The organism is Stenotrophomonas sp. pho (assembly GCF_006228405.1).
Classification (GTDB): domain Bacteria; phylum Pseudomonadota; class Gammaproteobacteria; order Xanthomonadales; family Xanthomonadaceae; genus Stenotrophomonas; species Stenotrophomonas sepilia.
The window spans coordinates 489,538-514,978 of the sequence record NZ_CP029759.1 but is presented as its reverse complement, the minus strand read 5'-3'; the positions used below and the strand labels follow the sequence as shown (position 1 = coordinate 514,978).

The window sequence follows — 25,441 nt, the reverse complement described above, 5'->3', positions numbered from 1 at the left end:
GCACTACCCCAGGTCGTCGAGCAGGTGCGCCGCCAGCACTTCACCACTGGCATTCGGCAGATGCGGCAGCCGTCCCCAACACGGCATCGGCAGGCGCTGCTGCAGCGTGGCGATGTTCTCGTCCTGGCGCTGCATCGCCGGGTCGATGTGGTTGCCGATCCAGCCCAGGCAGTCCACGCCGCTGGCCTGCAGTGATTGCTGCGTCAACCGCGCGTGGTTGACGCAGCCCAGGCGCATGCCCACCACCAGCAGCACCGGCAGCTGCAGCGCACGCACCAGGTCGAGCTGGTCCAGCGTGGCCGAGACCGGTGCCAGCCAACCGCCCACGCCCTCCACCACGACGATATCGGCCTTCGCGCGCAGGCGTTCGAACGCGGCCACGATCGGCGCCAGCGCCACCTGCACGCCGTCCTCGGCAGCGGCCAGCTCCGGTGCCAGCGGCTGCCGCAGCGCATAGGGATTCAGGTCGGCATAGTCCGGTACCGGCCAGCTGGCCGCCTGCAGCGCCAGCGCGTCCTCGTTGCGCAGGCCCTGCCCCAGGTCCTCGCTGCCGCTGGCCACGGGCTTCATGCCCACCGCGCGCAGGCCACGCTGGCGCAGTGCATGCAGCAGCGCGGTGCTGGCCGCGGTCTTGCCGATTTCGGTGTCGGTGCCGGTAACGAACAGGGCGGGCGGCAGCGTAGCGGGCAACGGCATCGATGGGCTCCAACAGGGCAACAGTGCGCGCATTATCGCCGGCCCGGCGCACTTGCTAGACTGCAGGCATGTTCGCCAATGCCTCGCTCACCGGCAGCAAGCCGGAACAATACGCCCAGCTGCTGGAACAGGCCCGTGGCCTGGTCTACGCCGAGTCCGACCGCATCGCCAACGCGGCCAACCTCTCCGCACTGGTCTATCACGCCCTGCCCGACCTGAACTGGGTGGGCTTCTACCTGTATGACGGCAAGGAACTGGTGGTCGGCCCGTTCCAGGGCCTGCCGGCCTGCGTGCGCATCCCGCTGGACAAGGGTGTGTGCGGTGCCGCCGCCAGCCAGCGCGTAACCCAGCGCGTGGACGACGTCGATGCCTTCCCCGGCCACATCGCCTGCGACTCGGCCTCGCGTTCGGAGCTGGTGGTGCCGCTGCTGCGCGGCGATGAACTGATCGGCGTGTTCGATATCGACAGCCCGAAGGTCGGCCGCTTCGACGCCGACGATCAGGCCGGCCTGGAAGCCATCGCCCGCGTGTTCGTCGAGGCACTGGGATGAGCGCACCGAAGCTGCGCAACATCGGCCCGAAGAGTGCAGCGTGGCTGCGCCAGGTCGGGCTGCGCAGCCGCGAGGACCTGGTTGCGATCGGCGCAGTCGGCGCCTTCGTCAAGGTCAAGCGGGCCGGCTTCAAGCCCAGCCTGAACCTGCTGTACTCGCTGGAAGGCGCATTGCTGGACTGCCACTGGCAGGAGCTGAGCGAGCCGCAGCGTGAAGCGCTGGTGCAGGACTATGAGGCGCGCATCGCCGCGCATCCGCTGAAGGCGGCCGGCCCGGCGTCGGGCCCGGTGCATGAGCAGCGCTTCGATGCCGACGATGAGGCGGAAGACAGCGTGACCGAGCGCGCGGACGAGGATTGACTGCACCGGTAGTGCCGGCCGCTGGCCGGCAACTGCGTGATCCTTGCAACGTTCCTGAGGCTGCCGGCCAGCGGCCGGCACTACCGATGGACTACGGCTGCTGCAGTTCCAGCAGCTCGCCCACCAGCCCGATCTCGCCCCGCTCCAGCCACACCCGCAGGCGCGTGCCGTGGTCGATGCGCAGGGCCCAGCACAGCGACATCGGCAGGCCGCAAACCTGCGACAACACCATGCGCAGCGGGCCACCATGGCTGACCACCAGCGTCGGCACCGGATCATCATCATCGAGCAGGCGATCCAGCGCGCGCGCGATACGCCGCTCGAAATGCCCCCAGCTCTCGCCGTTCGGCGGCGGGAACGCATGCGGATCGGCGTGGAAGGCGGCCAGCGCATCTTCCGGCAGGTCGAACAGCGACTGCCCGTCCCAATCGCCGAAATCCAGCTCTTCCCATTCCTCGTCCGCTTCGACGTCCAGCCCGCGTGGGGTGGCCAGCGCCATCGCCGTGTGCAGCGCGCGCAACCGCGGTGAACTGATCACCCGCTCCCAGCGTTGCTCGGCATAGGCCTCGACCAGCTCCTGCGGCAGGCCGGCCAGCTGCGGTGGATCGCTGCGGCCATCAAGGAACTCATCGCGACCGTTGCCGGCGTGGCGGACCAGGTCGAGGATCATGCGTGCGTCCCGGACGGGCGGCGCAGGTACAACGGAGAACGGGCAGACATCGGTAACGGCACCACGGGATCGAGCAACCATTCTAAAGGCACAGCAAAGGCAGCCGCGCAGGCGCGACGCAACGGGACGGCCTGCGATGCCGTAGACTGCGCGCACTTCCAGGTGACCTGCGGCCGTGGCCGGCAGGTTGAAACGGGAAGCCGGTGACGCGTGATTCCACGCCAGGCCGGCGCTGCCCCCGCAACGGTAAGCACGTCAGTTCCAGGCAACACCGCCACTGTGCCGCAGGCATGGGAAGGCGCCTGGACGGTGGCCTCGCGCCACCCGGCGGCAAGCCCGGAGACCGGCCCGGAAGCCTCAGGTCGCGATGCGGTGGGCATGGCGCTGGATGACCGTGGCGTGCGCTGCGGCATCGGCGCGTGCCTGCCTTCGCGGCTCCTCCCCTTCGCCACGCGGGCGTGCGTGGCACCTGGAGTCCCCCATGAAGCTGCAGTCCCGAATGCTGTCCCTGGCCGTACTGGCCGCCCTGCCCGCGCTGGCACAGGCCGCCGATGACACCACCGCGCTCGACCAGATCCTGGTCACCGCCACGCGCACCCCGATCGCCCTGCAGGACAGCATCGCGCCGGCCCAGGTGATCGACCGCGCGCAGATCGAATCCAGCCAGGCCACCTCGCTGCAGGAACTGCTGCGCGGCCGCGCCGGCATCAACCTGACCAATGCCGGTGGGCTCGGCAAGCAGAGCTCGCTGTTCCTGCGCGGCACCAACTCGGGCCACACCGTGGTGCTGGTCGACGGCGTGCGCATCAACAGTGCCGACCTCGGCCTGGCGATGTACCAGGACCTGCCGCTGGCGCAGATCGAGCGCGTGGAAATCGTGCGTGGCCCGCAGTCGAGCCTGTACGGCGCCGATGCCATTGGCGGCGTGATCCAGATCTTCACCCGCCGCAACCAGGGTGATTTCGCCCCGCACTTCCAGCTCGGTGGCGGCAGCAACGGCCTGCGCGAAGCCAGCGGCGGGATCGGCGGCGGGACCGAACGCGGCTGGTTCGGCGCCGACATCGCCTACCAGCATTCCGATGGCATCGATGCCTGCCGCGGCTCGGCAACGCTGTTCACCGGCTGCTTTGCCGACGAACATGACCGCGATGGCTACCGCAACCTGTCCAAGAGCCTGCGCGGTGGCTACACCTTCAACGACCAATGGAACGTGGAAGGCAGTGCATTGCGTGCCGACGGAAAGAACCATTACGACGGCTACTACAACTATTCGGAAACCCGCCAGCAGGTGCTGGCCGGCAAGGTGCGCTACACCCCGTCCGAACGCCTGGCGTTCACCGCCAATGTCGGGCGCAGTGACAACGAGTCGGACAACTTTGGTGACTTCGGTGCCCGTGGCAGCGCTCAGACCCACCGCGACAGTGCCTCGCTGCAGGGTGACTTCGCCTTGGCAGAAGGCCAGCTGCTGAGCACCGGCGTGGACTGGAGCGAAGACAACCTGGATGGCAGCAGTGCCGGATATCGGGTCGACAGCCGCCGCAACACCGGCGTGTTCGTGCAGTACCAGGGACGCTTCGGTCGCCACCAGCTGCAGGCCAGCGCGCGCAACGACGACAACCAGCAGTTCGGCAACCACGCCACCGGCAGCCTCGGCTGGGCGATGGAGCTCGGCCACGGCCTGCGTGTCAATGCCAGTTACGGCACTGCGTTCAAGGCGCCGACCTTCAGCGACCTGTACGACCCGTGGAGCGGTGTGCCGACGTTGAACCCGGAGAAGTCCAAGAGCACCAACCTGGGCGTTTCGCAGCAGGGACAGGGCTGGCACTGGGGCCTGGACGTCTATGAAACCCGCATCGATGATCTGATCACCTACGATGCGGCGACCTTCAGGATGCAGCAGGTGGAGAAGGCGCGCATCCGCGGTGCCGAACTGACCGGTGGCGTGCTGCTGGCCGGCTTCGACATCAACGCCCAGCTGAGCTACACCGACCCACGCAACCGCACCGGCGGCAGCACCCAGTTCGACAACTGGCTGCCGCGTCGTGCACAGCAGACCGCGCGCCTGGACCTCGATCGGCGTTTCGGGGCCTTCCGCGCAGGCCTGACGGTTCAGGGAGCGGGCAAGCGCTATGACGATGCCGCCAACGCGGTGAAGGTGGGGGGTTACGGCACGCTGGATCTGCGCGCCGAGTACGCGCTGACGCCATCGTGGTCGCTGCTGGCGCGTGCCGCCAACGTGTTCGACCGCAGGTATGAGACGGTGGCGTGGTTCAACCAGCCGGGCCGTGAGTACCAGTTGAGTGTGCGTTACCAGCCGAAATGATCGCGACGGTCATGGTAGTGCCGGCCGCTGGCCGGCAACATCATGACCTTCGGCAACGCATTCCGGGTTGCCGGCCGGCGGCCGGCACTACCCCTGCGTCAGCCCTGCAACCCCGGCAGTTCACGCAGGTCATCGATCACCGCCACCGCATGCGCGGTGGCCAGGTCCAGGCCGCGCGGGTAGCCGTAGCGAACCAGCGCGATCGGCATGCCCGCATCTTCGGCGGCGCGGTAGTCGGTCAGCGAATCACCCACCATCAGGCAGGCATCGACCGGCAGCCCGAAGTGCGCAGCGATATGCCGCAGCGGCTCACCGCTGGGCTTGCGCTGCGGCAGTGAATCGCCGCCCAGTACCAGCGCGAACGCATCACCGATGCCCAGGTGCTGCAGCAGCGGCGGCACCAGTGCTTCGGGCTTGTTGGTGCAGATCGCCAGTGGCACGGCGCGCGCGCGCAGCTGCGCCAGTGCGTCGGCCACGCCATCGAACAGGCGCGGGCTGCGCAGCAGGCATTCACGGTAGTGCACCATGAACACCGGCATGACCTCGGCCAGGTCGACCTCACGACCGGCGGCGTGCACGGCCTGTTCGACCAGGCGGCGCACACCGTCGCCGATCCAGCCGAGCACGGTGGCTTCCGGCACCCGTGCCATGCCGATGGCTTCCAGCGTGCGGTTCAGCGCTTCGGCGATGTCAGCTGCGCTGTCGACCAGCGTGCCATCGAGATCGAATACGACCAGCGGATAGGGATACGACAAGGGACGACGCCTGTACAACGTGGGGCCGTCCATTGTACGCCGCGCTTTTTCCCCGGGATCGGCCTCAGCCGATCCTGCGTGCGCGGGTGGCCAGAAAGGTGGGCAGGTAACGGTCGATCAGGAAGCGCGGCTTCGGCTGCCAGTCTTCCATGAACCGATCAATCACGAAGCCTGCATCCAGCTGACCGCCGATCAGTTCGGTCAGGCTGTGGCCAAAGGTCAGCGCATCGCCGCGGGCGAGTTTCGCCTCACGCTCTGCGGCGGGCAGGTCTTCCAGGTCCGAATAGGGAATGGCGTACTGCGGCCGGATCAAACCCTGTGCATCCAGCTGCGGATCACGTGCACCGACGAACAGCACGGGGTTGTAGAAGCTGGCCATCAACATGCCATCGCGCGCCAGCACGCGGCGGCATTCGGTCCACACCGGGCGCACGTCGGGTACGTACAGGTTGGAGATCGGATGGAACACCACGTCGAAGCTGTCATTGGCGAATACGTGCAGGTCGCGCATGTCGCCCTGCACCGTGCGCAGCTGCAGGCCGTCGCGCGCAGCGACCCTGCGGTCCTGTTCCAGCTGCCCGTCGGACAGGTCGAACACGGTGACGTCGGCGCCCGCAGCGGCCAGCACGGGTGCCTGCTGGCCGCCGCCCGAAGCCAGGCACAGGATGCGACGGCCGCGCACGTCGCCCAGCCAGTCCAGTGGCAGCGCGCGTGGGGTCAGGTGCACCTGCCAGCGGCCTTCGCGCGCGGCGGCAATGGTTGAACTCTCCACCGGGCGCGACCATTCGCGCACTTCGCTGGCCTGGCGGTCCCAGGCAGCACGGTTGTGGTCGATCAAGGCCTGTCCATGGTTCATGTGTTCTCCTTGCCCGGTGGGCGCCAATCCAGATCCTGGAAGGCCGGGCTGGCGAAACACTCGGCCAGGTAATCCAGGAATCGCCGCATGATAGCGGGCTGCTGGCGCCGTGACGCGTACACGGCATGAATGCCGAGCTCGTCCAGACTGAATCCGGGCAGCAGTTCGATCAGCTCGCCGCTGCGCAGCAGTGGCGCCACCTGGTAGGTCGGCAGCATGGCGATCCCGGCACCGGCGCGTACCGCCTCCAGCAGCAGCGAGGCCTCGTTGGCGCTGATGTTGCCGCCCACCGCCACCGACAGCGAACGGCCATCGCGGTGCAGCTGCCACAGGCTCTTGCCGACGTAGTGGTGGGTCAGGCAGTTGTGCGCGGCCAGGTGCTCCGGCGCGGTCGGCGTGCCACGCGCCTGCAGGTACGACGGCGTCGCGCACAGCACCGAGCGGCAGGTGGCCAGCCGCCGCGCGATCAGGCTGGGGTCGATCTGGCGCGCGATGCGCACGGCCAGGTCCACGCGCTCCTCGACCAGGTTCACCGTACGGTCGACCAGCAGCAGCTCGATGCGCGCCGCTGGATGGCGCGCGACGAAACCGGCCACCGCCCGTGCCAGGTGGCTCTGCCCGAACGACACGCTGGCGGTCACCCGCAGCGTGCCGTGCGGCTCGGGATCATCACTGGCCAGCTCGCCCTGCAGTTCTTCGCCGATCGCCAGCATCTGCCGGAAGCGCGCCAGCGCCGCCTCACCCGGGCCGGTCAGGCTGACCCGGCGCGTGGTCCGGTGCAGCAGGCGTGCGCCCAGCCAGCCCTCGACCTCGGCCAGGTAGCGGCTGACCATCGCCCGCGACATGTCCAGCACTTCCGCGGCGGCGGTGAGGCTGCCGCGCTCGGCCACCTCGACAAACACGGTCATGGCGGTCAATCGGTCCATATGCTCGATCCACGCAACAAACAAGCGCGTTATACGCTGTTTTTCGAGCGACTGCAGCAGCCTAGAGTGGCCCCATTCCCAGCCCACATCGCCCCACGGAGTCCTGCCATGAAGATCGCCCTCGTTGGTTCCACCGGCAACATCGGCCGCCAGATCGCCCGCCACGCGCTGGCCCACGGCCACGAACTCACCGTCATCGTGCGCAGCGCGCAGGACCTCCCGGCCGAACTGGCCGGCGCCCATCCGGTGATCGCCTCGCTGGATGACCAGGACGCGCTGGTCGCCGCCATCGCGGGCCACGACGTACTGGCCAGCGCCTACGGCCCGCGCCCGGGCGACGACATCGGCCGCGTGGGCGAGATCGCCGCGCAGCTGGCGGCCGCCGCGCGCAAAGCCGGCGTACCGCGCCTGGTGGTGGTGGGTGGCGCTGGCAGCCTGGAAGTCGCGCCGGGCGTGCAGCTGGTCGATACCCCCAACTTCCCGGAAACCTACAAGCCGTACGCGCTGGCCCATCGTGAAGCCTTCAATCGCCTGCAGGCAGTGGACGACCTGGACTGGACCTTCTTCTCGCCGGCCGCCGAAATCGGCCCGGGCGATGAGCGTGGCCAGTATCGCGTGCAGCCCAAGGCCTTCCTGGCCGACGCCAGTGGCCACAGCCGCATCAGCTATGCCGACTACGGCGCCGCGTTCGTCGCCGAGCTGGAAGCGCACGCTTACCCGAAGCAGATCATCACCGCCGCGTACTGATCCAGCTACGCCCCTTGTAGAGCCAAGCCCGCGCTCGGCTCTACGCGAACATGCAGCCGGGCATTGGCCAGGCTCTACACAAGGAATTTCCCATGCGTACCGCTGCCCTGCTGCTTCCCCTCGCCCTGGCCGCCACGTTCACCAGTGCGCCGCTGCTAGCCGCACCGGCCACCGCGGCGCCGGCCGCCGCGACGAAATCACAACTGCACCTGCAGACCTTCCATCCCGGCCCGCAGGCGATGTTCTCGGTATCCTCGGTGCTGATCGAAGGCCGGCATGACGCGATCCTGGTCAACGCGCAGTTCGGCGCCAGCGACGCACGCAAGCTGGTCGAACGGATCCACGCCAGTGGCAAGCAGCTGACCACGATCTACATCAGCCACGGCGATCCGGACTACTACTTCGGCCTGGCCACCCTGCAGGATGCCTTCCCGCAGGCACGCATCGTCGCCACTGCGCAGACCGTCGCCCACATCCAGCAGACCCGGGCCGGCAAGCTGGCCTACTGGGGACCGAAGATGGGTGCCGACGTGCCGGCGCGCATCGTGGTGCCGCAGGTGCTGGACGGTGATGCCCTGCAGCTGGAAGGCCAGCGCCTGCCGTTGATCGGCCTGGATGGCCCGACCCCGGACCGCACGGTGCTGTGGGTGCCGTCGCTGCGCGCGATCGTCGGCGGCATTCCGGTGGTGGCCGGCGAGCACGTGTGGATGGCCGACACGCAGACGCCGAAGTCGCACACTGACTGGCTGCAGACCCTGCAGCGATTGCAGGCACTGAAGCCGAAGGTGGTGGTGCCGGGGCATTACGCGCCGGGTGCGGCGCTGGATGCCAGTGCGTTGCGCTTCACCGCGGACTACATCCGCGCGTTCGACGCCGAGGCGGCAAAGGCGAAGGACAGTGCGGCGCTGGTGCAGGCGATGCAGGCGCGCTATCCGAAGCTGGACGGCGTGGCGTCGCTGGAACTGAGTGCGAAGGTGGCCAAGGGCGAGATGCCGTGGCCATGAGATAACGGGGTTCTTCTGCAGGGCTGCGCCCTGCACCTGCAGAGGCAACAGCAACAGCCGAAGCAACAGCCGAAGCTGGTTTCCTGAGGGTGGGCGGGGTGGGTCCGGTTGCGGGGGACGCCGTCAATCCGTCCATGGAGGCTCGGTCGCGCCATCCATGGCGCTCACGCCCCCGCAACCGGACCCACCCCGCCTTCGACAGTTTCCCGCTATCTGTCGGAACCTGCTGCTGATGGTGGGTGCCGACCGTTGGTCGGCACGGGGTCGGATCCCGTTGCTGCGCAACGGGCTCTGACCCCGCTGTTTGATGATTAGGTATCTGTGGGATTGATCATGTCGTGCTCGAACAATTCCCCCTGCACCACCGCCTCCTTCTCGCGGAAGCCGCCCAGCCCGACGCCAACCAGGCGGTAACGCGTCTCCGCCGGCAGGTCGACGCGGGCGCGCAGGGCCAGCGCGATGTCGCGCAGTTCTTCCATCGATTCCGGCGGGCGCTCCGGGGTGAAGCTGCGGGTGAGGATGCGGAACTGCGCGGTCTTCAGCTTCAGCACCACGGTATGGCCGACACGCTCGGTCTTGCGGGTCGCCTTCCAGGTCTTCTCTGCCAGCTGCACGATGGCCTCGGTCAGGTCTTCCAGCAGCAGGTCTTCGGCGAAGGTGTCCTCCGAGGAAATCGACTGCACCTGCTGGTCCGGTTCCACCGGCCGCTCGTCGATGCCGCGTGCGCGGTTGTACAGGCTGCGGCCGAAACTGCCGAACGCTTCTTCCAGATCGATCAGTGCCCACTGCCGCAGGTCGCCGCAGGTGGCGATGCCGCGCGCGGCCAGCTTGCCTTCCATCACCTTGCCGACGCCAGGCACCCGGCTCACCGGTAACGGCAGCAGGAAGGCGTCCACCCGCTGCGGCGGAATCACGAACTGGCCATCGGGCTTGCGCCAGTCCGAGGCGATCTTGGCCAGGAACTTGTTCGGCGCGATCCCAGCTGAAGCAGTCAGGTTGGTCTCCTCACGGATCTGCATGCGGATGGTACGGGCGATGTCGGTCGCCAGTTCGATGCCGCTCTTCGGCTCGGTCACGTCCAGGTAGGCTTCATCCAGTGACAATGGTTCAACCAGGTCGGTGTGGCGCAGGAAGATCTCGCGCACCTGGCGTGACACCGCCTTGTAACGTGCGAAGTCGGGCGGCACGAAGATCGCATCCGGGCACAGGCGTTCGGCCCGCACTGCCGGCATGGCCGAACGCACGCCGAACACGCGTGCCTCGTACGATGCCGCGCACACCACCGAGCGTGCGCCGCGCCATGCCACAACCACCGGCTTGCCGCGCAGTGACGGATCGTCGCGCTGCTCCACCGACGCGTAGAACGCGTCCATGTCAACGTGGATGATCTTGCGCAGTCGGGTCATGTCAGGTGGAAAAGGCGGGGCCGGGCCGGGTGGGCCACACGCCGAAGTATGGTCGTTGCACATCAACAGGATGCGCGTATTCCCTTGAAAACACTACGGTTGCGTACGGTTGAAATGTTTGATCGGGACAGTTTCCACGGGCATTCTCGGGCGCTTGTTTCCCTGTTCTCCGCTTCCAGGATTGTGCTTCATGACCCGTCTCCACGCGTTCAACCGCGAACAGCTGCTGGCCAGCGCACGCGGTGAACTGTTCGGCACCGCCGCCGGCCGTTTGCCCAACGACCCGATGCTGATGTTCGACCGCATCACCGACATCCGCGAGGACGGCGGACCGCATGGCAAGGGCATGGTACGCGCCGAACTGGATATCCGCCCGGACCTGTGGTTCTTCGGCTGCCACTTCATCGGCGACCCGGTGATGCCAGGCTGCCTGGGCCTGGATGCCATGTGGCAGCTGACCGGCTTCTTCCTGACCTGGCTGGGTGCACCCGGCAAGGGCCGCGCGCTGGGCTGTGGCGAGGTGAAGTTCACCGGCCAGGTATTGCCGGACGCCAAGCTCGTACGCTACGAGATCGACATCAGCCGGGTCATCAACCGCAAGCTGGTGATGGCCCAGTCGGACGCCCGCATGTACGTGGACGACCGCGAAATCTACAGCGCGCGCGACCTGCGCGTCGGCCTGTTCACCGAAACCGGGAGCTTCTGATGCGTCGCGTCGTCATCACCGGCATGGGCATCACGTCCTGCCTCGGCAATGATCTGGATACCGTTTCGGCCGCGCTGCGTGAAGGACGCTCGGGCATCACCGCCCTGGCCGACCACGCCGAAGCAGGCCTGCGCAGCCAGGTCGGTGGCCGCGTCGACCTCGACCTGGACGTCTTGATCGACCGCAAGCAGAAGCGCTTCATGAGCGACGCGGCGGCCTTCGCCTACCTGGCCATGCGCGATGCCATCGCCGATGCCGGGCTCAGCCCCGAGCAGGTCAGCAGCCTGCGCACCGGCCTGATCGCCGGTTCCGGTGGCGGCTCCAGCGAATGGCAGATCGGTGCCGTCGACCTGCTGCGCGAACGTGGCGTGCGCAAGGTCGGCCCATACATGGTGCCGCGCACGATGTGCTCGACGGTCTCGGCCTGCCTGGCCACGGCCTACCAGATCAAGGGCGTCAGCTACTCGCTGTCGGCTGCCTGCGCGACCTCGGCGCATTGCATCGGCGCCGCTGCGGACATGATCCGGCACGGTGCGCAGGACATCATGTTCGCCGGCGGTGGGGAAGACCTGCACTGGTCGATGAGCGTGATGTTCGACGCGATGGGTGCCCTGTCGACCAGCTTCAACGAAACCCCGGCCAGTGCCTCGCGCCCTTACGACAAGGACCGCGACGGCTTCGTCATCGCCGGTGGTGGCGGCATGCTGGTGCTGGAGGATTACGACCACGCCGTCGCACGCGGTGCGCACATCCATGCCGAGCTGATCGGCTATGGCGTCACCTCCGACGGTGCCGACATGGTCGCGCCCTCCGGTGAAGGTGCGGTGCGCTGCATGAAGATGGCGCTGCAGGGTGTCGATCGCCCGCTGGACTACCTGAACACCCACGGCACCTCGACCCCGCTGGGCGATGTCACCGAGCTCAACGCGATCCGCGAAGTGTTCGGCGATGCGGTGCCGCCGCTGTCTTCGACCAAGGCGTTGTCCGGGCACTCGCTCGGTGCAGCCAGCGTGCACGAGGCAATCTACTGCCTGCTGATGATGCGCGATGGCTTCGTTGCCGGTTCGGCCAACATCGGCGAGCTGGACCCGAAGGTGGAGAGCTTCCCGATCCTGCGCGAGAGCCGCGAGGAAAAACTGGATACGGTGATGTCCAACAGCTTCGGCTTCGGTGGCACCAACGCTGCGCTGGTGTTCGGGCGGGTGTGATTGAACAGGTGTGCCGACCAACGGTCGGCACCCACCAGAAGATGTAGAGCCGAGCCCATGCTCGGCTCAGTGCCAACCAAGGTCGGCACCCACCGCTACTTCGGCAGCAACGGCAGCAGCAGCGCGTGCGCGTCTACCAGGGATCCAACGATCCGGTGTCCCAGGGCACGCAGCTCTTCATCCGGATGCACCAGGTCCGGCACCTGGATCACGGTCATGCCGGCCGCCAGCGCCGCGCGCGTACCGGCCGGTGAATCCTCCAGCGCCAGGCAACGCCCGGGCACCTGCCCCAATCGCTGCGCGGCCAGCAGGTAGATATCCGGCGCCGGCTTCGGCCGCGCCACGTCGCCACTGGTGATCACCGCATCGAAATACGGCAGCAGGCCAGCAGCGGCCAGCTTGCGGTTGGCCCGCGGCTGCCGCGTGGTGGTGGCCACCGCCCGCGGTACCGCGTGCACTTTCAGCAGCTCCAGCAGTTCCAGGATGCCCGGACGCAACGGCAACCCGGTCTGTGTGCGTGCCTCATACAGGTCGTGGCAACGTGCGGCCACCGCATCGATCACGCTGTCCTCGATGCCCTGCGCGCGCAGCAGCGCGTGCGAATCGCGGTCGCCGAGGCCGACCATGCGCAGGAACACCGTTTCATCCAGGCCCAGTCCGAACTCGTCGGCGGCCTGGCTCCAGCAGGCAAGCGAAACGCGCTCGCTGTCGATCATCAGGCCGTCCATGTCGAAGATGACGGCGTCGGGGAGGAACGGCAGCGCAGCAATGTTGGTCATGAAGCGAACAGCGTATCCAGGTCGGTGGAAGTGAGCTGCCGCCATTGCCCCTCGTCCAGCCCCTGCAGGTCCAGCCCGCCGACGCGGCTGCGATGCAGGGCCTGCACGTGGTTGCCGGTGGCGGCGAACATGCGGCGTACCTGATGGTAGCGGCCTTCGTGCAGCACCAGCCGCGCACGGCGCGCATCCAGCACCTCCAGTTCAGCCGGCAGCAGGGGCGTCTTCTCCGATTCCAGCATCAGCGTGCCGCTGGCGAACAGCGCCACCTCGTCGCCGCGCAGGTCCTCGCTCAACTCGACCTCATAGACTTTCGGCAGCTTCGACTTCGGCGAAATGATCCGGTGCAGCAGGCCACCATCGTCGGTCAGCAACAGCAGGCCACTGGTCTCGCGGTCGAGGCGGCCGACCGTGGACAGCACCGGATCGCGGTCGCGGAAGCGCGGCGGCAGCAGGTCGTAGATCAGGCGCCCGGTGTCCTTGGTCGAACAGGTGTAGCCGGCCGGCTTGTGCAGCGCGATCGACAGCCCCGGCGGTGGGTCCAGCGGCTCGCCATCGACCCGGATGGCGTCATGCGGCACCTGGTCGTCGGCATACAGCACCTCGCCATCGGCGTCGGTGACGCGGCCTTCGCGGAACATCCATTGCACCTGCTTGCGGCTGCCATAGCCCAGGTTGGCGATGTGCTTGACCAGCTTCACTTGCCCTTCCCCTTCACTGCTTCCACCAGCTTGAAACCGTCGCGTTCGGCGACCACGCGCACCGCGCCGAAGCTGTCGTTGAGGGTGTGCTCGTAAGGCAGGTGGCGGTTGGCCACCACGTACAGGCGCCCGCCCGGGCGCAATGCCTGCGCAGCCACGGCGATGAAGCGCTGGCCGATGTCCGGGCGGTCAGCGCGCGACGGCGTGTGGAACGGCGGGTTGCTGATGATGACGTCGTAGCCCGGCTCGATGCCGGCGGTGACGTCCTGCCACAGGAAGCGCAGCGGCAGCGGGCGCGGTGGCGGTGGCGGCGCCAGATTGAGCTCGGCCAGCGCCAGTGCGCGCTGCTCGGCCTCGTACAGGTCCAGCGCGGTGATCTTCGGGCAGCGTTCCAGGAGTTCGCGCGACAGGTAGCCGTAGCCGGCGCCGAGGTCGGCGGCGCGTCCGGCCAGGTCGGCCGGCAGGTGCTCGGCCAGCAGCGCCGACGCCGGATCGATGCGATCCCAGGCGAACACGCCCGGGCGGCTGAGGAAGCGACCGCCCACGATCGGGCGCACCGCATCCAGCGCCGACCAGCGCCTGGCCAGGTCAACGTCGTGCTGGCCCTGCAGCGGGGCGGTCCAGTACACGCGGCAGTGGTTCTTGGTCAGGCAGCCACCGAGGCCGGCCAACTGCTTGAGGTCGCCCTCGCCCGAACGCGCACCTTCGTTGTTGGACTGGCAGGCAACGATGAGGCCGCCATCGGCGACCAGCGCCAGCGCACGGGCGAACAGCGCACGAGCTTCTTCGCGCTGGCGCGGCGGCAGCACCAGCACCAACGGGTAGCGGCCCTTGCCGGCCGCGTCATCCAGCTGCCCGCTGACGGTCCAGCCGGCAGCCTGCTGCAGCGGTTGCGCGAACGGGGCGAAGCTCTGTTCGCAGTGCACCTCGCGATCGCCGGCCACTTCGCGCAATGGCCAGCCATCGCGGGCACGCAGGAAGGCCACCGGGCCCTCCGGCCAGCGCAGGGCGCCTTGGGAGAACGGCAGGAGCAGGGTCTGCAGGGGGGCGTCGTCGCTGGAGGCCATCGGCGCGGGTACTTCAAGCGTGAGGGCCGTCCATTGTACCGGCTTGGCCGGGCCGGCCCCGGCGGCCCGCTTTGCGAAACCCGAACGGGGCCTTGATCCGCCAGAAACATTGAAACGTTCAGGGTAGAGGCTCCCCCGGAAACCCAGGAGAACCTGCATGCGAGCCTTGTTCGTCGGTGGCGTGGTCGACAACAGTGAAATGGACCTGGAAGGCAGCCATCCGCCCGTGCACTACCCCGAGGACACCGGCGGCGGCCACTCGCGCTACCGGCTGCATCAGATCGGTCATGGTGCCGACGGCAGCGTTGCCTACGCCGTCTATGGGGCACCGGACCTGGCCGATGACGAGGTGGCGAGGGTTGCAGAGGAGCGGGCGTACGCACGCCGATTCGAGGCGACGCCGACGTTGTTCGAGCATTGACACATCCGTAGCGCCCTGGCCCACGCTCGGGCGGCGGCAGAGCCGAGCGTGGGCTCGGCTCTACACCGGATCAAGGCGCCTTGGGTGGCAGGCGGTTGATACTGGCGATTTCATCCAGCCACACATGGTGCTGCTGCACCGGCGTGTCGTAGTCATCCAGGCGCAACTGGCCGTTGCTGCCTTCATCACCAGCGGCGTTGCGGTATTGCTGCACAGTTGGCCTCACCGCCACCGTGCCGAGCAGGCGGCGGCCATCGTGCAGAATCAGTTCCACCTGCGTTTCGCCATCCAGCTGCGGCAGCAGGGCTTCCAGGCGCGCGATCTGCGCCGGATCGGTGTGGATACGTGGAGCTATACGGGACATCGGCGACCTCCTGACTGCAGGGTCGCCTATCGGCCGTGAATGTTCAGTGCAGCGCGCTGTCCGCGCGCGGCACCTGCACCTTGCGCACGGCAGCCACCAGCTGCGCTACCGAGTACGGCTTGGCCACATGCTCCTGGAAGCCCGAGGCCAGCGCGCGGCGACGGTCGTCGGCACGCGCCAGTGCAGTCACCGCCACCGCAGGCAAGGCCGCCGCGTCCACGCCCATGTCCTCGCGCAAGGTGCGCACCAGCCCATAGCCATCCATGCCCGGCATGCCGATGTCGGTCAGCAGCACGTGGTATTGCAGGTGGCCGGTGTCGGCCAGCAGTGCCAGCGCTTCGCCGGCCGAACTGGCCGCAGACACGCTGGCGCCCTGCTCTTCCAGCATGCGCCGCAAGTACTCCAGCACTTCCGGCTGGTCTTCCACCGCCAGCACATGCATGCCGCGCAGCGGATACGGCTCGACGATCACCGGCTCCAGGATCGGCCCGCTGATCACTTCGCGCAGCGGCCGCCGTTCGGCATCGGGAACATGCTGGGGCAGGCGCACGGTGAAGGTCGCGCCGTGGCCGTGGCCCTCGCTGGCCGCAGTGACCGTGCCACCATGCAGTTCCACCAGCTGCTGCACGATCGCAAGGCCCAGGCCCAGGCCGCCATGGCGGCGGGTGGTGGTGCCGTCGGCCTGGCGGAAGCGGCTGAACAGATGATTGAGGAATTCGGGTGCGATGCCATCACCGCTGTCACGCACGGTGATCTCCCAGTAGTTGCCGTCAGCCCGCAGCTGCAGGTCGATGCGGCCTTCAGCCGGGGTGAACTTGATCGCGTTCGAGAGCAGGTTCCAGAACACCTGCTGCAGGCGCGTGGCGTCGCCCAGCACCAGGCTGGGTTGCGTGGGCAGCTGCAGGTGCACGTCCAGCTCCTTGCCTTCGGCCACCAGTTCCTGCGCGCCGATCGCCTCACCCAGCACCGCGCACAGGTCCAGCACTTCCACCTCCAGCTGCACCTTGCCCAGCAGCATGCTGCTGAGGTCGAGCATGTCCGAGATCAGCCGCTTCTGCGCACCGGCGCTGTTGGCGATCACGTTCAGGCCCTTGTACAGCGGACTGGTGTTGTCCACTCGCTGCAGAAGCAATTCGCTCCAGCCGAGGATGGTAGTCAACGGCGTACGCAGCTCATGCGACAGCGTGGCCAGGAATTCATCCTTCAGCCGCGCCATGTTTTCCGCAGCACTGCGCGCGGCACGCTCGGACTGCAGCAGTTCCTCGCGGGCCAGCTCGATCTCGCGGCGTTCGGTCACGTCCGGGCTGCTGCCGGCCAGGCCGATGAAGCGGCCCATGCGCGAGAAGCGCGGGCGGGCGTTCATCTCCAGCCAGCGCCACTGGCCATCGGCACGGCGTGCGCGCACCAGCGCATGCATGGAGCGCTGCGCCTTCAATGCTTCCTGCAGTTCGTACTCGAAGACCGATGCGTCGTCCGGATGCACCAGGCCGCGCCAGACGTCCTCCGGCACGCGCGTCTCGTCACCGCCGAAGAACTCGCTGAAGGCACTGTTGACGAAACGGGCATGGCCGCGCTCGTCCAAGACCCACACCGGCATCGGCAGGCCGTCGGCCAGCGCACTGAAGCGGGCTTCGCTTTCGCCCAGCTCCACTTCCATCTGCTTGCGTGCGGTGATGTCGAAGAACAGGATGCCGACCTTGTCCTCGCCCGGCCGGCCCACGCGCACCGCATCCACCGCGAACGAGCGGCCCAGCGCACGCGCCTCCATCTCGAACTGGGCCGGGCGGCCGCTGCGTGCGACCTCGCCATAGATGCGGAACCAGTCCTGCTCATGGCCGGGCTCCAGCGCCGTCATGCGCTTTCCACGCGCATCCTTCAGCCCTGTGTGGCGCTCGAAGGCATCGTTGACCTCGATGAAGCGGTAGTCGACCGCACGATCACCCTCGAACAGCACCTGGATCACGCAGAAACCGGCGTTGATGCGCTCAAGCACGCCATGATGCAGGTCGGGTTCGGGCGCCGGCACCGTCATCGGTGGGCGCTCCACGAGGGGCGGCAGTGTGGACAAGGGTGTCTGTGCAGGCCAGGTTGGAGGCACAGCATCTTCCAAAGGGCGTATTCACAGCGTCAAGCGCCGTCAGTCATGGTTGACGTCGATGAATTGGCGGCAACCGCTCTTGCAGACGACGCATGCGGCCATTGCCGATACCGGGAAGCAGGATCACACTCGATCTGTGATCAACATCGCCCCCATCGAGGGGACGCAGGAGACCGTGATGAAACGCTCACTCGCGATTGCCCTGTTGGCAGGCGCCCTGGCGGCGGGCGGCGCCAGTGCGGCACCGCGCACCGTGACCGACCCGGAAGCTCCCCGCGCATTGCAGGCCGATGGCCCGGTCAGCGTGAAGTGGGACGATCCGGCCAAATTCACCGAGATCCGCCAGAGTACCAACCGCTTCGAGGCCGAGCGTGGCGACTGGGTGCAGCAGCTGGCACGCTACCTGCAGACCGCTGCCGCCAAACCGCTGCAACCGGGACAGACGCTTGATGTGACCCTGGTCGACATCAAGCGCGCCGGTGACTACGAGCCGTGGCACGGCCCGCGCGGCCGCGACATCCGGATCATGCGCGACATCTACCCACCGCGGATCAGCCTGCAGTACACGCTGAAGGACGCCAGCGGCCGCATCGTCAGCGAGGGCGACGCGCGCCTGAGCGATACCGGCTACCTGCACAACATCGGCCTGAAGAGCGACAGCGATCCACTGCGCTACGAGAAGCGCCTGATCGACGACTGGGTGAAGCGGCAGCTGACAGCGCAGGCCACCGCAGCACGGTAGGCCGTAGGCCCATCGGCAGGTGTCGACCTTGATCGACACGCATTACAGGGCGCCGACCAAGGTCGGCCGCTACCAGAGTCGCGCCCGGCGCCCCGTACCGGGCGACCGCTACGCGTAAAGCCCATCGGTAGGTGTCGACCTTGGTCGACACGCATTCAAGGCGCCGAGCGTGGGCTCGGCTCTACACGTACACCTTCGCCACACGCTTGACCGCGCACGGCAGCTGGTAGGCACTCACGCCACAGCGCGGCGCCAGCTCCGACAGCGTCGGCGCGCAACCCCACAGCTCCACCACGCTGCCGATGCCGGCCTGCGGATGCGCGGTCAGGTCCACCGTCAACATGTCCATCGACACGCGCCCGATCAGGCCGCCGGGCTGCCCGTCGATCAGCACCGGGGTGCCGTTCGGGCGAACTGCGGGTAACCGTCGGCATAGCCAAGCGCGACCACGCCTACGCGGGTGCGTGCCTTGGCCACGAAGCGTGCGCCATATCCCACCGGTTCACCGGCTTCGATCCAGCGCTCGGCGATCACCTTGGACTGCATCGTCATCACCGGGCGCAGGCGCGCGGTCAGCGCGGTGCTGTCCGGCAGCGGGTTGGCGCCGTACAGCATCAGGCCGGGCCGCACCCAATCGCTGCGCACCTCCGGCCAGCCCAGCAGCGCCGGCGAATTGCACACGCTGGTCTCGCCGTGCAGGCCGTCGATGGCGCGCGCGAAGGTCGCGGCCTGCTCGCGGGTGCGCTCGCTGTCCAGTTCGTCGGCACGTGCCAGGTGGGTCATCAGCACGATGCGCTCGACCTGCGGCAGCGCCGACAGGCGTGCATGCGCCGCGCGGAAGCTGTCCACGTCCAGGCCGAGGCGGTGCATGCCGCTGTCCAGCTTCAGCCACACCGTCAACGGGCGCGGGCTGTCGAACGCCGCCAGTGCCTCCACTTGCCACGGCGAACCGACGGCGAACCAGAAGTCATGCTCGGCCACCAGCGCCATGTCGCTGGGCTCGAAGATGCCTTCCAGCAGCAGGATCGGCGCACGGATGCCGGCCTGGCGCAGCTCCAGTGCCTCTTCGATGGTGGCCACGCCGAAACCATCGGCCTCGCCTTCCAGCGCCTGCGCACAGCGCACCGCGCCATGCCCATAGGCATCGGCCTTGATGATCGCCAGCGCCTTGCCCCGCCCAGTTCACGGGCGAGGCGGTAGTTGCTGCGCAGGGCGCCCAGATCGATCAGCGCGCGGGCAGGACGCATGTGCGGTTCTCGTGTTGCGGCGCGTGACCGTACTGGCCGTAGCGGAAAATATCCAGGCCTTCGGTGCTGATCTGCGGCTGTCGCGCGCTCATCAGGTCGGCCAGGTAGCGGCCCGAGCCGCAGGCCATGGTCCAGCCCAGCGTGCCGTGGCCGGTGTTGAGGTACAGGTTGCGGAACGGCGTGGCGCCGATCACCGGCGTACCGTCCGGCGTAGCCGGGCGCAGGCCGGTCCAGAACTGCGCGCGCGACAGGTCACCGCCCTTCGGGTAGAGGTCACGGACCACCAGTTCCAGGGTCTCGCGGCGGCGCTGCGACAGCGACAGGTCGAAGCCGGCCACCTCGGCCATGCCGCCGACACGGATGCGGTCGTCGAAGCGGGTCACCGCCACCTTGTAGCTCTCATCGAGGATGGTCGAGGTCGGCGCCATCGCCGGGTCGGTGATCGGCAGGGTCAGCGAGTAACCCTTCAGCGGGTACACCGGCAGGCGCATGCCCAGCGGTGCGACCAGCGCCGGTGAGTAGCTGCCGAGCGCAACCACGAAGCGGTCGGCGGTTTCCAGCTTGCCGTCGATGCGCACGCCGGTGATGCGGTCGCCATCGAACTCCAGGCCGGTGATGTCCTGGTCGAAGCGGAATTCAACGCCGGCATCCACGCACATCTGCGCCAGGCGGCGGGTGAACAGTTGGCAGTCGCCGGTCTGGTCACGCGGCAGGCGCAGCGCGCCGACCAGGCCATCGACGTGGGCCAGGGCCGGTTCGGCCTGGATGATGCCGGCGCGGTCCAGCACCTCGTACGGCACGCCGTACTGGGCCAGGATCTCGATGTCCTGCGCCGAGGCATCCAGCTGCTGCTGGGTGCGGAACAACTGGGTGGTGCCCAGGTCGCGGCCTTCGAATTCGATGCCGATCTGCGCGCGCAGCTCGTTCAGGCAGTCGCGGCTGTACTCGGACATGCGCACCATGCGCGCCTTGTTGATCGCATAACGCTCGTGGGTACAGTTGCGCAGCATCTGCCACAGCCAGCGGTACTGGGCCAGGTCCATGCCCGGCTTGATCGCCAGCGGCGCGTGTTTCTCGAACAGCCAGCCGATCGCCTTCTTCGGCACGCCCGGCGCCGCCCACGGCGAGGTGTAGCCGAACGACAGCTGGCCGGCATTGGCGAAGCTGGTCTCCAGCGCTGGGCCGGGCTGGCGGTCGATGACCGTGACTTCAAACCCGGCCTGTCGCAGGTACCAGGCACTGGTAGTGCCGATCACGCCGCTGCCGAGAACTAGGACTCGCATGGGACTTCTCCAACCCGATCATTCCCTGCACTGGAGCGTGCCGGGGCCATAATTGGGGAAGTATAGACAGCCAATACCAGTTGATTTGCCTGAATCGAAATCAACCGGCAGGATGTTCTCCTGCAATTCATTCCCCAAGGTTGACGGCCATGGCCACCCGTACCCGCGAACTGGACAAGATCGACCGCAAGATCCTGCGCATCCTGCAGGCCGAAGGCCGCATCTCCTTCACCGAGCTGGGCGAGCGGGTCGGCCTGTCGACCACCCCGTGCACCGAGCGGGTGCGCCGCCTGGAACGCGAAGGGGTAATCACCGGCTATCACGCCCACCTCGACCCGGCCGCGGTAAAGGCCAGCCTGCTGGTGTTCGTGGAGATCAGCCTGGCCTACAAGTCCGGCGACATCTTCGAGGAGTTCCGGCGCGCAGCGCTGAAGCTGCCCAACGTGCTGGAGTGCCACCTGGTGTCGGGCGACTTCGATTACCTGCTGAAAGCACGGATCAGTGAAATGGCTTCCTACCGCAAGCTGCTCGGCAGCACGTTGCTGACACTGCCGCATGTACGTGAGTCGAAGAGCTACATCGTGATGGAAGAGGTGAAGGAGACGCTGAGCCTGCCGATTCCGGATTGAAGCTGGGAACCGGTTGGGGTCAGAGCCCGCTGCGCGGGATCCGACCCCGGTCGGCATCTGGCAAGGGGTCGGATCCCGCGCAGCGGGCTCTGACCCCGGTCATGGCGGCAGTCAGCGCTGCTGCGGATGCTTCTGCGTGCGCTGTTCCTGCTGCTTGCCGCCCTTGTGCGGCGGCTGCGGCTCCATCTGTTGCTGTTGCTGTTGCTGCTGCGGGTTGCGGCCCTGCGGTTCCTTGCCGGGATGACGGTTCTGCTGGTTTTTCATGGTCGCGATCCAGTGGACGAAGGACATGCGGCGGCGGAATGCCGGCGCAGGGCCACGGTGGTCCCGCAACGGTTAATCGCAGGCGAAAAAGCAGTGATCGGCTGGATGCTGTTTTTGTGCGTTCAGCCCGCTCAGCGTCAGCCAGCAGCCAACCTTGGTGGCGCCAGGACTCAGCGCTTGATCTGCTGCCCATCGCCGGCCGGCACGCTGTCGTAATAGCGGCCGGTGCGCGAATCGAACACGCGGTTCGGGCCGGCCGGGCGCACGCCCGGAACGATGCGGCCATTGCGGTCATAGACCTTGTCGGCCGGCTTCGGCACCGGCGTCGGCGCGACCCGGGCCGGCCCGGTGGATCTGATCGGCTGCGCCGGCTGCGGCGACGGCAGCACCTGCGGTTGCGGGCGAGCGGCCTGTGGCGGTGGTGCCACGGGCTGCGGGGCCACGGTGGTCGCGCTGCGGGTCGCAGTCGGGTCGGCGGTCGGCACCTGCGCCAGCGCGACGATGGGCAACAGGGCCAGCAGCAGGGGAAGGATTGGTTTCATGGCACGCTCCGGCGTGGATCGCGTTCACCTTGCGCCCGCCCCTGTGTGCCGCCCATGAACGGCCATCACACTTGCAAGGTCGCGTCTTCACCCCCACGTTTTCCGCCATCCCCAGGCCATCGACCCCACGGAGCGCCGCCATGACCGCTTTCGACCTGACGCCCCCCACTGCCACCCAGACCGAGGCGCTGATCGCTGGCCTCAGCAGCGAGGAGCGCCGCGTGCTGCTGCAGCACGGCACCGAGGCGCCGTTCTGCGGCGTGTTCCTCGACAACAAGCGCGAGGGGGTCTACTGCTGCAGGCTGTGCGCGCTGCCACTGTTCCGCTCCAGCACCAAGTTCGATTCCGGCACCGGCTGGCCCAGCTTCTTTGCCCCGTTCGACCCCGCGCATGTGCGCGAGATCCGTGATACCAGCCACGGCATGGTGCGCACCGAGATCACCTGCGCGCGCTGCGGCAGCCACTTGGGCCACGTGTTCCCGGATGGTCCGCCGCCCACCTACGAGCGCCACTGCCTGAACTCCGTCTCACTTTCGTTCACCGGCAATGGCGAGCCCTGGCCCGATCCGTTGCAGCGTGGCGGCGCAGAAAGCGGCGTGGCGGGCTGAAACACCCCGCTGACCGATTTCACAGAATTCCCTCTTCAGAAAACCGGGCGACGGGCCGACAAGGAGATATCCCCTCTCCTTGCGTCGCCCCATGCTCATCATCGTTGGATTCCTGGTCGTCATCATCAGCGTGATCGGGGGCTACCTCGGTGCCCACGGCCGCCTGGGTGCCCTCTGGCAGCCCTATGAGCTGGTCATCATCGGCGGCGCCGCGCTCGGCGCCTTCCTGGTCGGTACCCCGGCCAAGACGGTCAAGCAGACCCTGCAGGCCATGGTGGGTGTGTTCAAGGGCCCGCGCTACAAGCAGCAGGACTACATCGATGTGCTCAGCCTGCTCTATGAACTGCTCAACAAGGCCCGCCGCGAAGGCTTCATGGCGTTGGAAGACCATGTCGAGCGCCCGGCCGAAAGCGCGCTGTTCGGCAACTACCCAAGGTGCAGGCCGACCACCACCTGATCGATTTCATCACCGACTGCCTGCGCCTGATGATCGGCAGCAACATCGAGCCGCATGAGCTGGAACCGCTGCTGGAACTGGAGCTGGAAAAGCACCACGCCGAGGCCATGGCCCCCTCACAGGTGCTGACCAAGGTCGCCGACGGGCTGCCCGGTTTCGGCATCGTCGCCGCGGTGCTGGGCATCGTCATCACCATGGGCTCGATCGGTGGCGACATCGTCGAGGTCGGTGGCCACGTGGCCGGCGCGCTGGTCGGTACGTTCCTGGGCATCCTGCTGGGCTACGGCTTCGTCGGCCCGATGGCCGCCGCGATGGAGGCCCGCGCCGAGCAGGACAGCCGCATCTACGAATCGGTCAAGACCGCCCTGCTGGCCTGCCTGCGCGGTTACAACCCGAAGATCGCGCTGGAGTTCGCCCGCAAGACGCTGCCGTCGAACGTGCGCCCGGCCTTCTCCGATTTCGAGCAGCACCTGAAGACGGTCAAGTAAGCCATGGCCGAGACCAAGCCCACCGTCATCGTCCGCCGGGTCAAGAAGGCCGGCCACGCCGCCCATCATGGTGGTTCGTGGAAGGTGGCCTATGCCGACTTCGTGACCGCGATGATGGCGTTCTTCCTGGTGCTGTGGCTGATGGCCACCACCAACAAGAACGACCGTGCGGCCATTTCCGAGTACTTCCGCAACCCCAGCCCGTTGAGCGGTCAGAGCGCCACGCCGGCGCCCGGCATGGCCGGCCCGGGCGGCGCCAGCACCTCGATGATCAAGCTGGGCGGTGCCACCGACATTTCGCGTGGCAACAGCAACGACCCCTTCCAGAACCAGAAGGAAGCGGTACCGCAGCCGGTGGACCAGCAGCAGCGCGACAAGCAGCAGCTGGAAGCACTGATGAAGGAGCTGCAGGAAGCGATCAGCAGGAGCCAGGCCCTGGAGCCGTTCAAGGACCAGCTGCTGCTGGACCTGACCCCGGAGGGCCTGCGCATCCAGATCGTGGACAAGCAGAACCGGCCGATGTTCGACCTCGGCAGCGCCACGCTGAAACCGTACACGCAGCAGATCCTGCACGAGCTGGCCAACTACCTGAACCACGTGCCGAACCGGATCAGCCTGACCGGCCACACCGACATCACCGCCTATTCGGCTGCACGTGGCTACGGCAACTGGGAACTGAGCGCCGATCGTGCCAATGCCGCCCGCCGCGCGCTGGTGGACGGCGGCCTGGAGGACAACAAGATCACCCGCGTGGTCGGTCTGTCTTCATCGGTGCTGTTCGACAAGGCCGACCCGCAGAACCCGATCAACCGCCGCATCAGCATCGTGGTGATGACCCAGGCCGCCGAAGCTGCCGCCTTGGCCGGTGCCGGCCCGCAGGTGGGGCTGTCGGCGCCGACCGCCGACCCGGACGTGCAGGCCGCGCAGGGTGAGGCGCACTGAACCGGGGTCAGATCCCTTTCCCCTGGAAAGGGATCTGACCCCACCTGCGTGCGGCCGCTACAATGGCGGTCTTTCCGTTTCCAGGTGACCCCACCCCATGTCCCAGAACTCCAAGGCCAAGCGCGACAAGCGCAAGAAGCAGCAGGCCAAGCGCCCGTTCCTGCGCCTGAATGCCCAGCAGCAGGTGCAGAACCATGCCGTGCTGACCAACGAAGACGGCCAGGTGGTCGCCGCCATCGGCCTGCAGGGCCGCGAATGGCTGCTGGCCATCGGTGGTCAGACCATGGGCAACGCCGAGAACCCGGTGCCGATGCTGGCCATGCTCAAGCACCTGTCCAACGTGCAGGAAAAGGAAGGCCGCAAGGTCAACCTGGAGTATTCCGAGCTGCTGCAGAAGCTGCTGGACGCCCTGGCCGCCGAATCCGGCCAGACCGCTGACGAGTACCTGGACAAGCTGGTGTCCGAGTTCGAGACCGTGGAAGCCGAAGAAGGCGAAGAAGCCACTGAGGCCGCCGAAGGCGATGTGGTTGAAGCTGCTGCCGACGCCGAGGCCAGCCCGGCCGCTGACAGCGACAGCAAGCCGCAGGCCTGAACCGGCCGCGGCG

The 25,441-nt window shown here is 67.5% G+C and carries 27 protein-coding genes, 2 pseudogenes and 1 riboswitch; of the genes and pseudogenes, 14 read left to right on the top strand and 15 right to left on the bottom strand.

The window, feature by feature from the left end; genetic code table 11:
- Positions 1-3: 3 nt before the first annotated feature.
- Complete coding sequence (bioD, locus tag DL544_RS02390; protein WP_065179287.1) at positions 4-696, bottom strand: dethiobiotin synthase; 693 nt, start codon at positions 694-696, stop codon at positions 4-6.
- 68 nt (positions 697-764) lie between these two features.
- Between bioD and DL544_RS02385 the strand changes: the two genes are divergently transcribed.
- A complete protein-coding gene (locus DL544_RS02385; protein ID WP_004140850.1) occupies positions 765-1,247 on the top strand; it encodes a GAF domain-containing protein in 483 nt (160 codons plus the stop codon).
- Positions 1,244-1,606: a TfoX/Sxy family protein gene (locus tag DL544_RS02380; protein ID WP_061478647.1), complete on the top strand. Its 363-nt coding sequence runs from the start codon at positions 1,244-1,246 to the stop codon at positions 1,604-1,606. The genes DL544_RS02385 and DL544_RS02380 overlap by 4 nt, the downstream gene beginning before the upstream one ends.
- 91 nt (positions 1,607-1,697) lie before the next feature.
- On the opposite strand, the gene DL544_RS02375 is transcribed toward DL544_RS02380, so the two are convergent.
- Positions 1,698-2,276, bottom strand: coding sequence for a histidine phosphatase family protein (locus DL544_RS02375; protein ID WP_072167748.1), 579 nt, complete (start codon positions 2,274-2,276; stop codon positions 1,698-1,700).
- A gap of 143 nt (positions 2,277-2,419) precedes the next feature.
- Positions 2,420-2,642: riboswitch (cobalamin riboswitch) on the top strand.
- 115 nt (positions 2,643-2,757) lie between these two features.
- On the opposite strand from DL544_RS02375, the gene btuB reads away from it, so the two are divergent.
- Complete coding sequence (gene btuB / locus DL544_RS02370) at positions 2,758-4,599, top strand: TonB-dependent vitamin B12 receptor (RefSeq protein WP_069139411.1); 1,842 nt, start codon at positions 2,758-2,760, stop codon at positions 4,597-4,599.
- A 98-nt stretch (positions 4,600-4,697) separates the two neighbouring features.
- Here btuB and gph read toward each other — a convergent pair whose 3' ends face one another.
- From gph to DL544_RS02355, 3 genes are all read right to left on the bottom strand, one after another.
- A complete protein-coding gene (gene gph / locus DL544_RS02365; RefSeq protein WP_139726682.1) occupies positions 4,698-5,354 on the bottom strand; it encodes a phosphoglycolate phosphatase in 657 nt (218 codons plus the stop codon).
- A gap of 64 nt (positions 5,355-5,418) precedes the next feature.
- On the bottom strand, positions 5,419-6,210 hold the full coding sequence (locus DL544_RS02360) for a class I SAM-dependent methyltransferase (RefSeq protein ID WP_005415136.1): 792 nt from the start codon (positions 6,208-6,210) through the stop codon (positions 5,419-5,421).
- A complete protein-coding gene (locus tag DL544_RS02355; RefSeq protein WP_005415135.1) occupies positions 6,207-7,136 on the bottom strand; it encodes a LysR family transcriptional regulator in 930 nt (309 codons plus the stop codon). Before DL544_RS02355 ends, DL544_RS02360 begins: the two co-directional genes overlap by 4 nt.
- Positions 7,137-7,244: 108 nt before the next feature.
- On the opposite strand from DL544_RS02355, the gene DL544_RS02350 reads away from it, so the two are divergent.
- Positions 7,245-7,883: an NAD(P)-dependent oxidoreductase gene (locus DL544_RS02350; RefSeq protein WP_139726681.1), complete on the top strand. Its 639-nt coding sequence runs from the start codon at positions 7,245-7,247 to the stop codon at positions 7,881-7,883.
- Between the two features lie 92 nt (positions 7,884-7,975).
- The gene (locus DL544_RS02345) at positions 7,976-8,887 is read left to right on the top strand and encodes an MBL fold metallo-hydrolase (RefSeq protein ID WP_139726680.1); all 912 of its coding nucleotides are present in this window, start codon (positions 7,976-7,978) and stop codon (positions 8,885-8,887) included.
- A gap of 311 nt (positions 8,888-9,198) precedes the next feature.
- On the opposite strand, the gene dinB is transcribed toward DL544_RS02345, so the two are convergent.
- Positions 9,199-10,293, bottom strand: coding sequence for a DNA polymerase IV (gene dinB, locus DL544_RS02340; protein WP_139726679.1), 1,095 nt, complete (start codon positions 10,291-10,293; stop codon positions 9,199-9,201).
- A 190-nt stretch (positions 10,294-10,483) separates the two neighbouring features.
- On the opposite strand from dinB, the gene fabA reads away from it, so the two are divergent.
- Both fabA and fabB read left to right on the top strand, forming a co-directional pair.
- Positions 10,484-10,999, top strand: coding sequence for a 3-hydroxyacyl-[acyl-carrier-protein] dehydratase FabA (gene fabA / locus DL544_RS02335; protein ID WP_005415130.1), 516 nt, complete (start codon positions 10,484-10,486; stop codon positions 10,997-10,999).
- Positions 10,999-12,207 (top strand): beta-ketoacyl-ACP synthase I, encoded by a 1,209-nt coding sequence (gene fabB / locus DL544_RS02330; RefSeq protein WP_139726678.1) that lies wholly within the window; start codon positions 10,999-11,001, stop codon positions 12,205-12,207. Before fabA ends, fabB begins: the two co-directional genes overlap by 1 nt.
- A gap of 95 nt (positions 12,208-12,302) precedes the next feature.
- Here the strand turns inward: fabB and DL544_RS02325 are convergent, their stop codons facing one another.
- From DL544_RS02325 to DL544_RS02315, 3 genes are read right to left on the bottom strand one after another with little or no spacing between them, the layout of a single operon-like run.
- Positions 12,303-12,986: an HAD family hydrolase gene (locus DL544_RS02325; protein ID WP_065179277.1), complete on the bottom strand. Its 684-nt coding sequence runs from the start codon at positions 12,984-12,986 to the stop codon at positions 12,303-12,305.
- Positions 12,983-13,684, bottom strand: coding sequence for a pseudouridine synthase (locus DL544_RS02320; RefSeq protein WP_053498050.1), 702 nt, complete (start codon positions 13,682-13,684; stop codon positions 12,983-12,985). The genes DL544_RS02325 and DL544_RS02320 overlap by 4 nt, the downstream gene beginning before the upstream one ends.
- A complete protein-coding gene (locus tag DL544_RS02315) occupies positions 13,681-14,751 on the bottom strand; it encodes a class I SAM-dependent methyltransferase (RefSeq protein WP_139726677.1) in 1,071 nt (356 codons plus the stop codon). The genes DL544_RS02320 and DL544_RS02315 overlap by 4 nt, the downstream gene beginning before the upstream one ends.
- Before the next feature lie 157 nt (positions 14,752-14,908).
- Here DL544_RS02315 and DL544_RS02310 point away from each other — a divergent pair, with 157 nt between their 5' ends.
- A complete protein-coding gene (locus tag DL544_RS02310; protein ID WP_005415125.1) occupies positions 14,909-15,172 on the top strand; it encodes a hypothetical protein in 264 nt (87 codons plus the stop codon).
- A gap of 70 nt (positions 15,173-15,242) precedes the next feature.
- On the opposite strand, the gene DL544_RS02305 is transcribed toward DL544_RS02310, so the two are convergent.
- Together DL544_RS02305 and DL544_RS02300 are read right to left on the bottom strand one after the other, a co-directional pair.
- Complete coding sequence (locus DL544_RS02305) at positions 15,243-15,536, bottom strand: DUF3247 family protein (RefSeq protein ID WP_019660923.1); 294 nt, start codon at positions 15,534-15,536, stop codon at positions 15,243-15,245.
- A 43-nt stretch (positions 15,537-15,579) separates the two neighbouring features.
- A complete protein-coding gene (locus DL544_RS02300) occupies positions 15,580-17,568 on the bottom strand; it encodes a hybrid sensor histidine kinase/response regulator (protein WP_139726676.1) in 1,989 nt (662 codons plus the stop codon).
- 244 nt (positions 17,569-17,812) lie between these two features.
- Between DL544_RS02300 and DL544_RS02295 the strand changes: the two genes are divergently transcribed.
- Positions 17,813-18,376, top strand: a complete 564-nt coding sequence (locus DL544_RS02295) for a DUF3016 domain-containing protein (protein WP_049412742.1) — start codon at positions 17,813-17,815, stop codon at positions 18,374-18,376.
- A 181-nt stretch (positions 18,377-18,557) separates the two neighbouring features.
- On the opposite strand, the pseudogene alr reads toward DL544_RS02295, so the two are convergent.
- Positions 18,558-19,623: pseudogene (gene alr / locus DL544_RS02290) on the bottom strand (alanine racemase).
- Positions 19,602-20,906 carry a D-amino acid dehydrogenase gene (locus DL544_RS02285; RefSeq protein WP_005415120.1) on the bottom strand — a complete coding sequence of 435 codons (1,305 nt, stop codon included), beginning with the start codon at positions 20,904-20,906 and terminating at the stop codon, positions 19,602-19,604. Before DL544_RS02285 ends, alr begins: the two are co-directional and overlap by 22 nt.
- Before the next feature lie 149 nt (positions 20,907-21,055).
- On the opposite strand from DL544_RS02285, the gene DL544_RS02280 reads away from it, so the two are divergent.
- Complete coding sequence (locus tag DL544_RS02280) at positions 21,056-21,535, top strand: winged helix-turn-helix transcriptional regulator (protein ID WP_005407919.1); 480 nt, start codon at positions 21,056-21,058, stop codon at positions 21,533-21,535.
- A 111-nt stretch (positions 21,536-21,646) separates the two neighbouring features.
- Here the strand turns inward: DL544_RS02280 and DL544_RS02275 are convergent, their stop codons facing one another.
- A complete protein-coding gene (locus DL544_RS02275) occupies positions 21,647-21,826 on the bottom strand; it encodes a lana protein (protein ID WP_065186685.1) in 180 nt (59 codons plus the stop codon).
- Positions 21,827-21,969: 143 nt separating this feature from the next.
- Positions 21,970-22,341, bottom strand: coding sequence for a hypothetical protein (locus DL544_RS02270; RefSeq protein WP_053498066.1), 372 nt, complete (start codon positions 22,339-22,341; stop codon positions 21,970-21,972).
- Between the two features lie 140 nt (positions 22,342-22,481).
- Here DL544_RS02270 and msrB point away from each other — a divergent pair, with 140 nt between their 5' ends.
- The 4 genes and pseudogenes from msrB (at position 22,482) to DL544_RS02250 (ending at position 25,428) form a co-directional block, all read left to right on the top strand.
- Positions 22,482-22,949 carry a peptide-methionine (R)-S-oxide reductase MsrB gene (msrB, locus tag DL544_RS02265; RefSeq protein ID WP_005415117.1) on the top strand — a complete coding sequence of 156 codons (468 nt, stop codon included), beginning with the start codon at positions 22,482-22,484 and terminating at the stop codon, positions 22,947-22,949.
- Positions 22,950-23,040: 91 nt separating this feature from the next.
- A pseudogene (gene motA / locus DL544_RS02260) lies at positions 23,041-23,894 on the top strand (flagellar motor stator protein MotA).
- A gap of 3 nt (positions 23,895-23,897) precedes the next feature.
- Positions 23,898-24,836 (top strand): flagellar motor protein MotB, encoded by a 939-nt coding sequence (motB, locus tag DL544_RS02255; RefSeq protein ID WP_065186684.1) that lies wholly within the window; start codon positions 23,898-23,900, stop codon positions 24,834-24,836.
- A gap of 97 nt (positions 24,837-24,933) precedes the next feature.
- Positions 24,934-25,428, top strand: a complete 495-nt coding sequence (locus tag DL544_RS02250) for a hypothetical protein (RefSeq protein ID WP_065196183.1) — start codon at positions 24,934-24,936, stop codon at positions 25,426-25,428.
- The last annotated feature ends 13 nt before the right edge of the window (positions 25,429-25,441 follow it).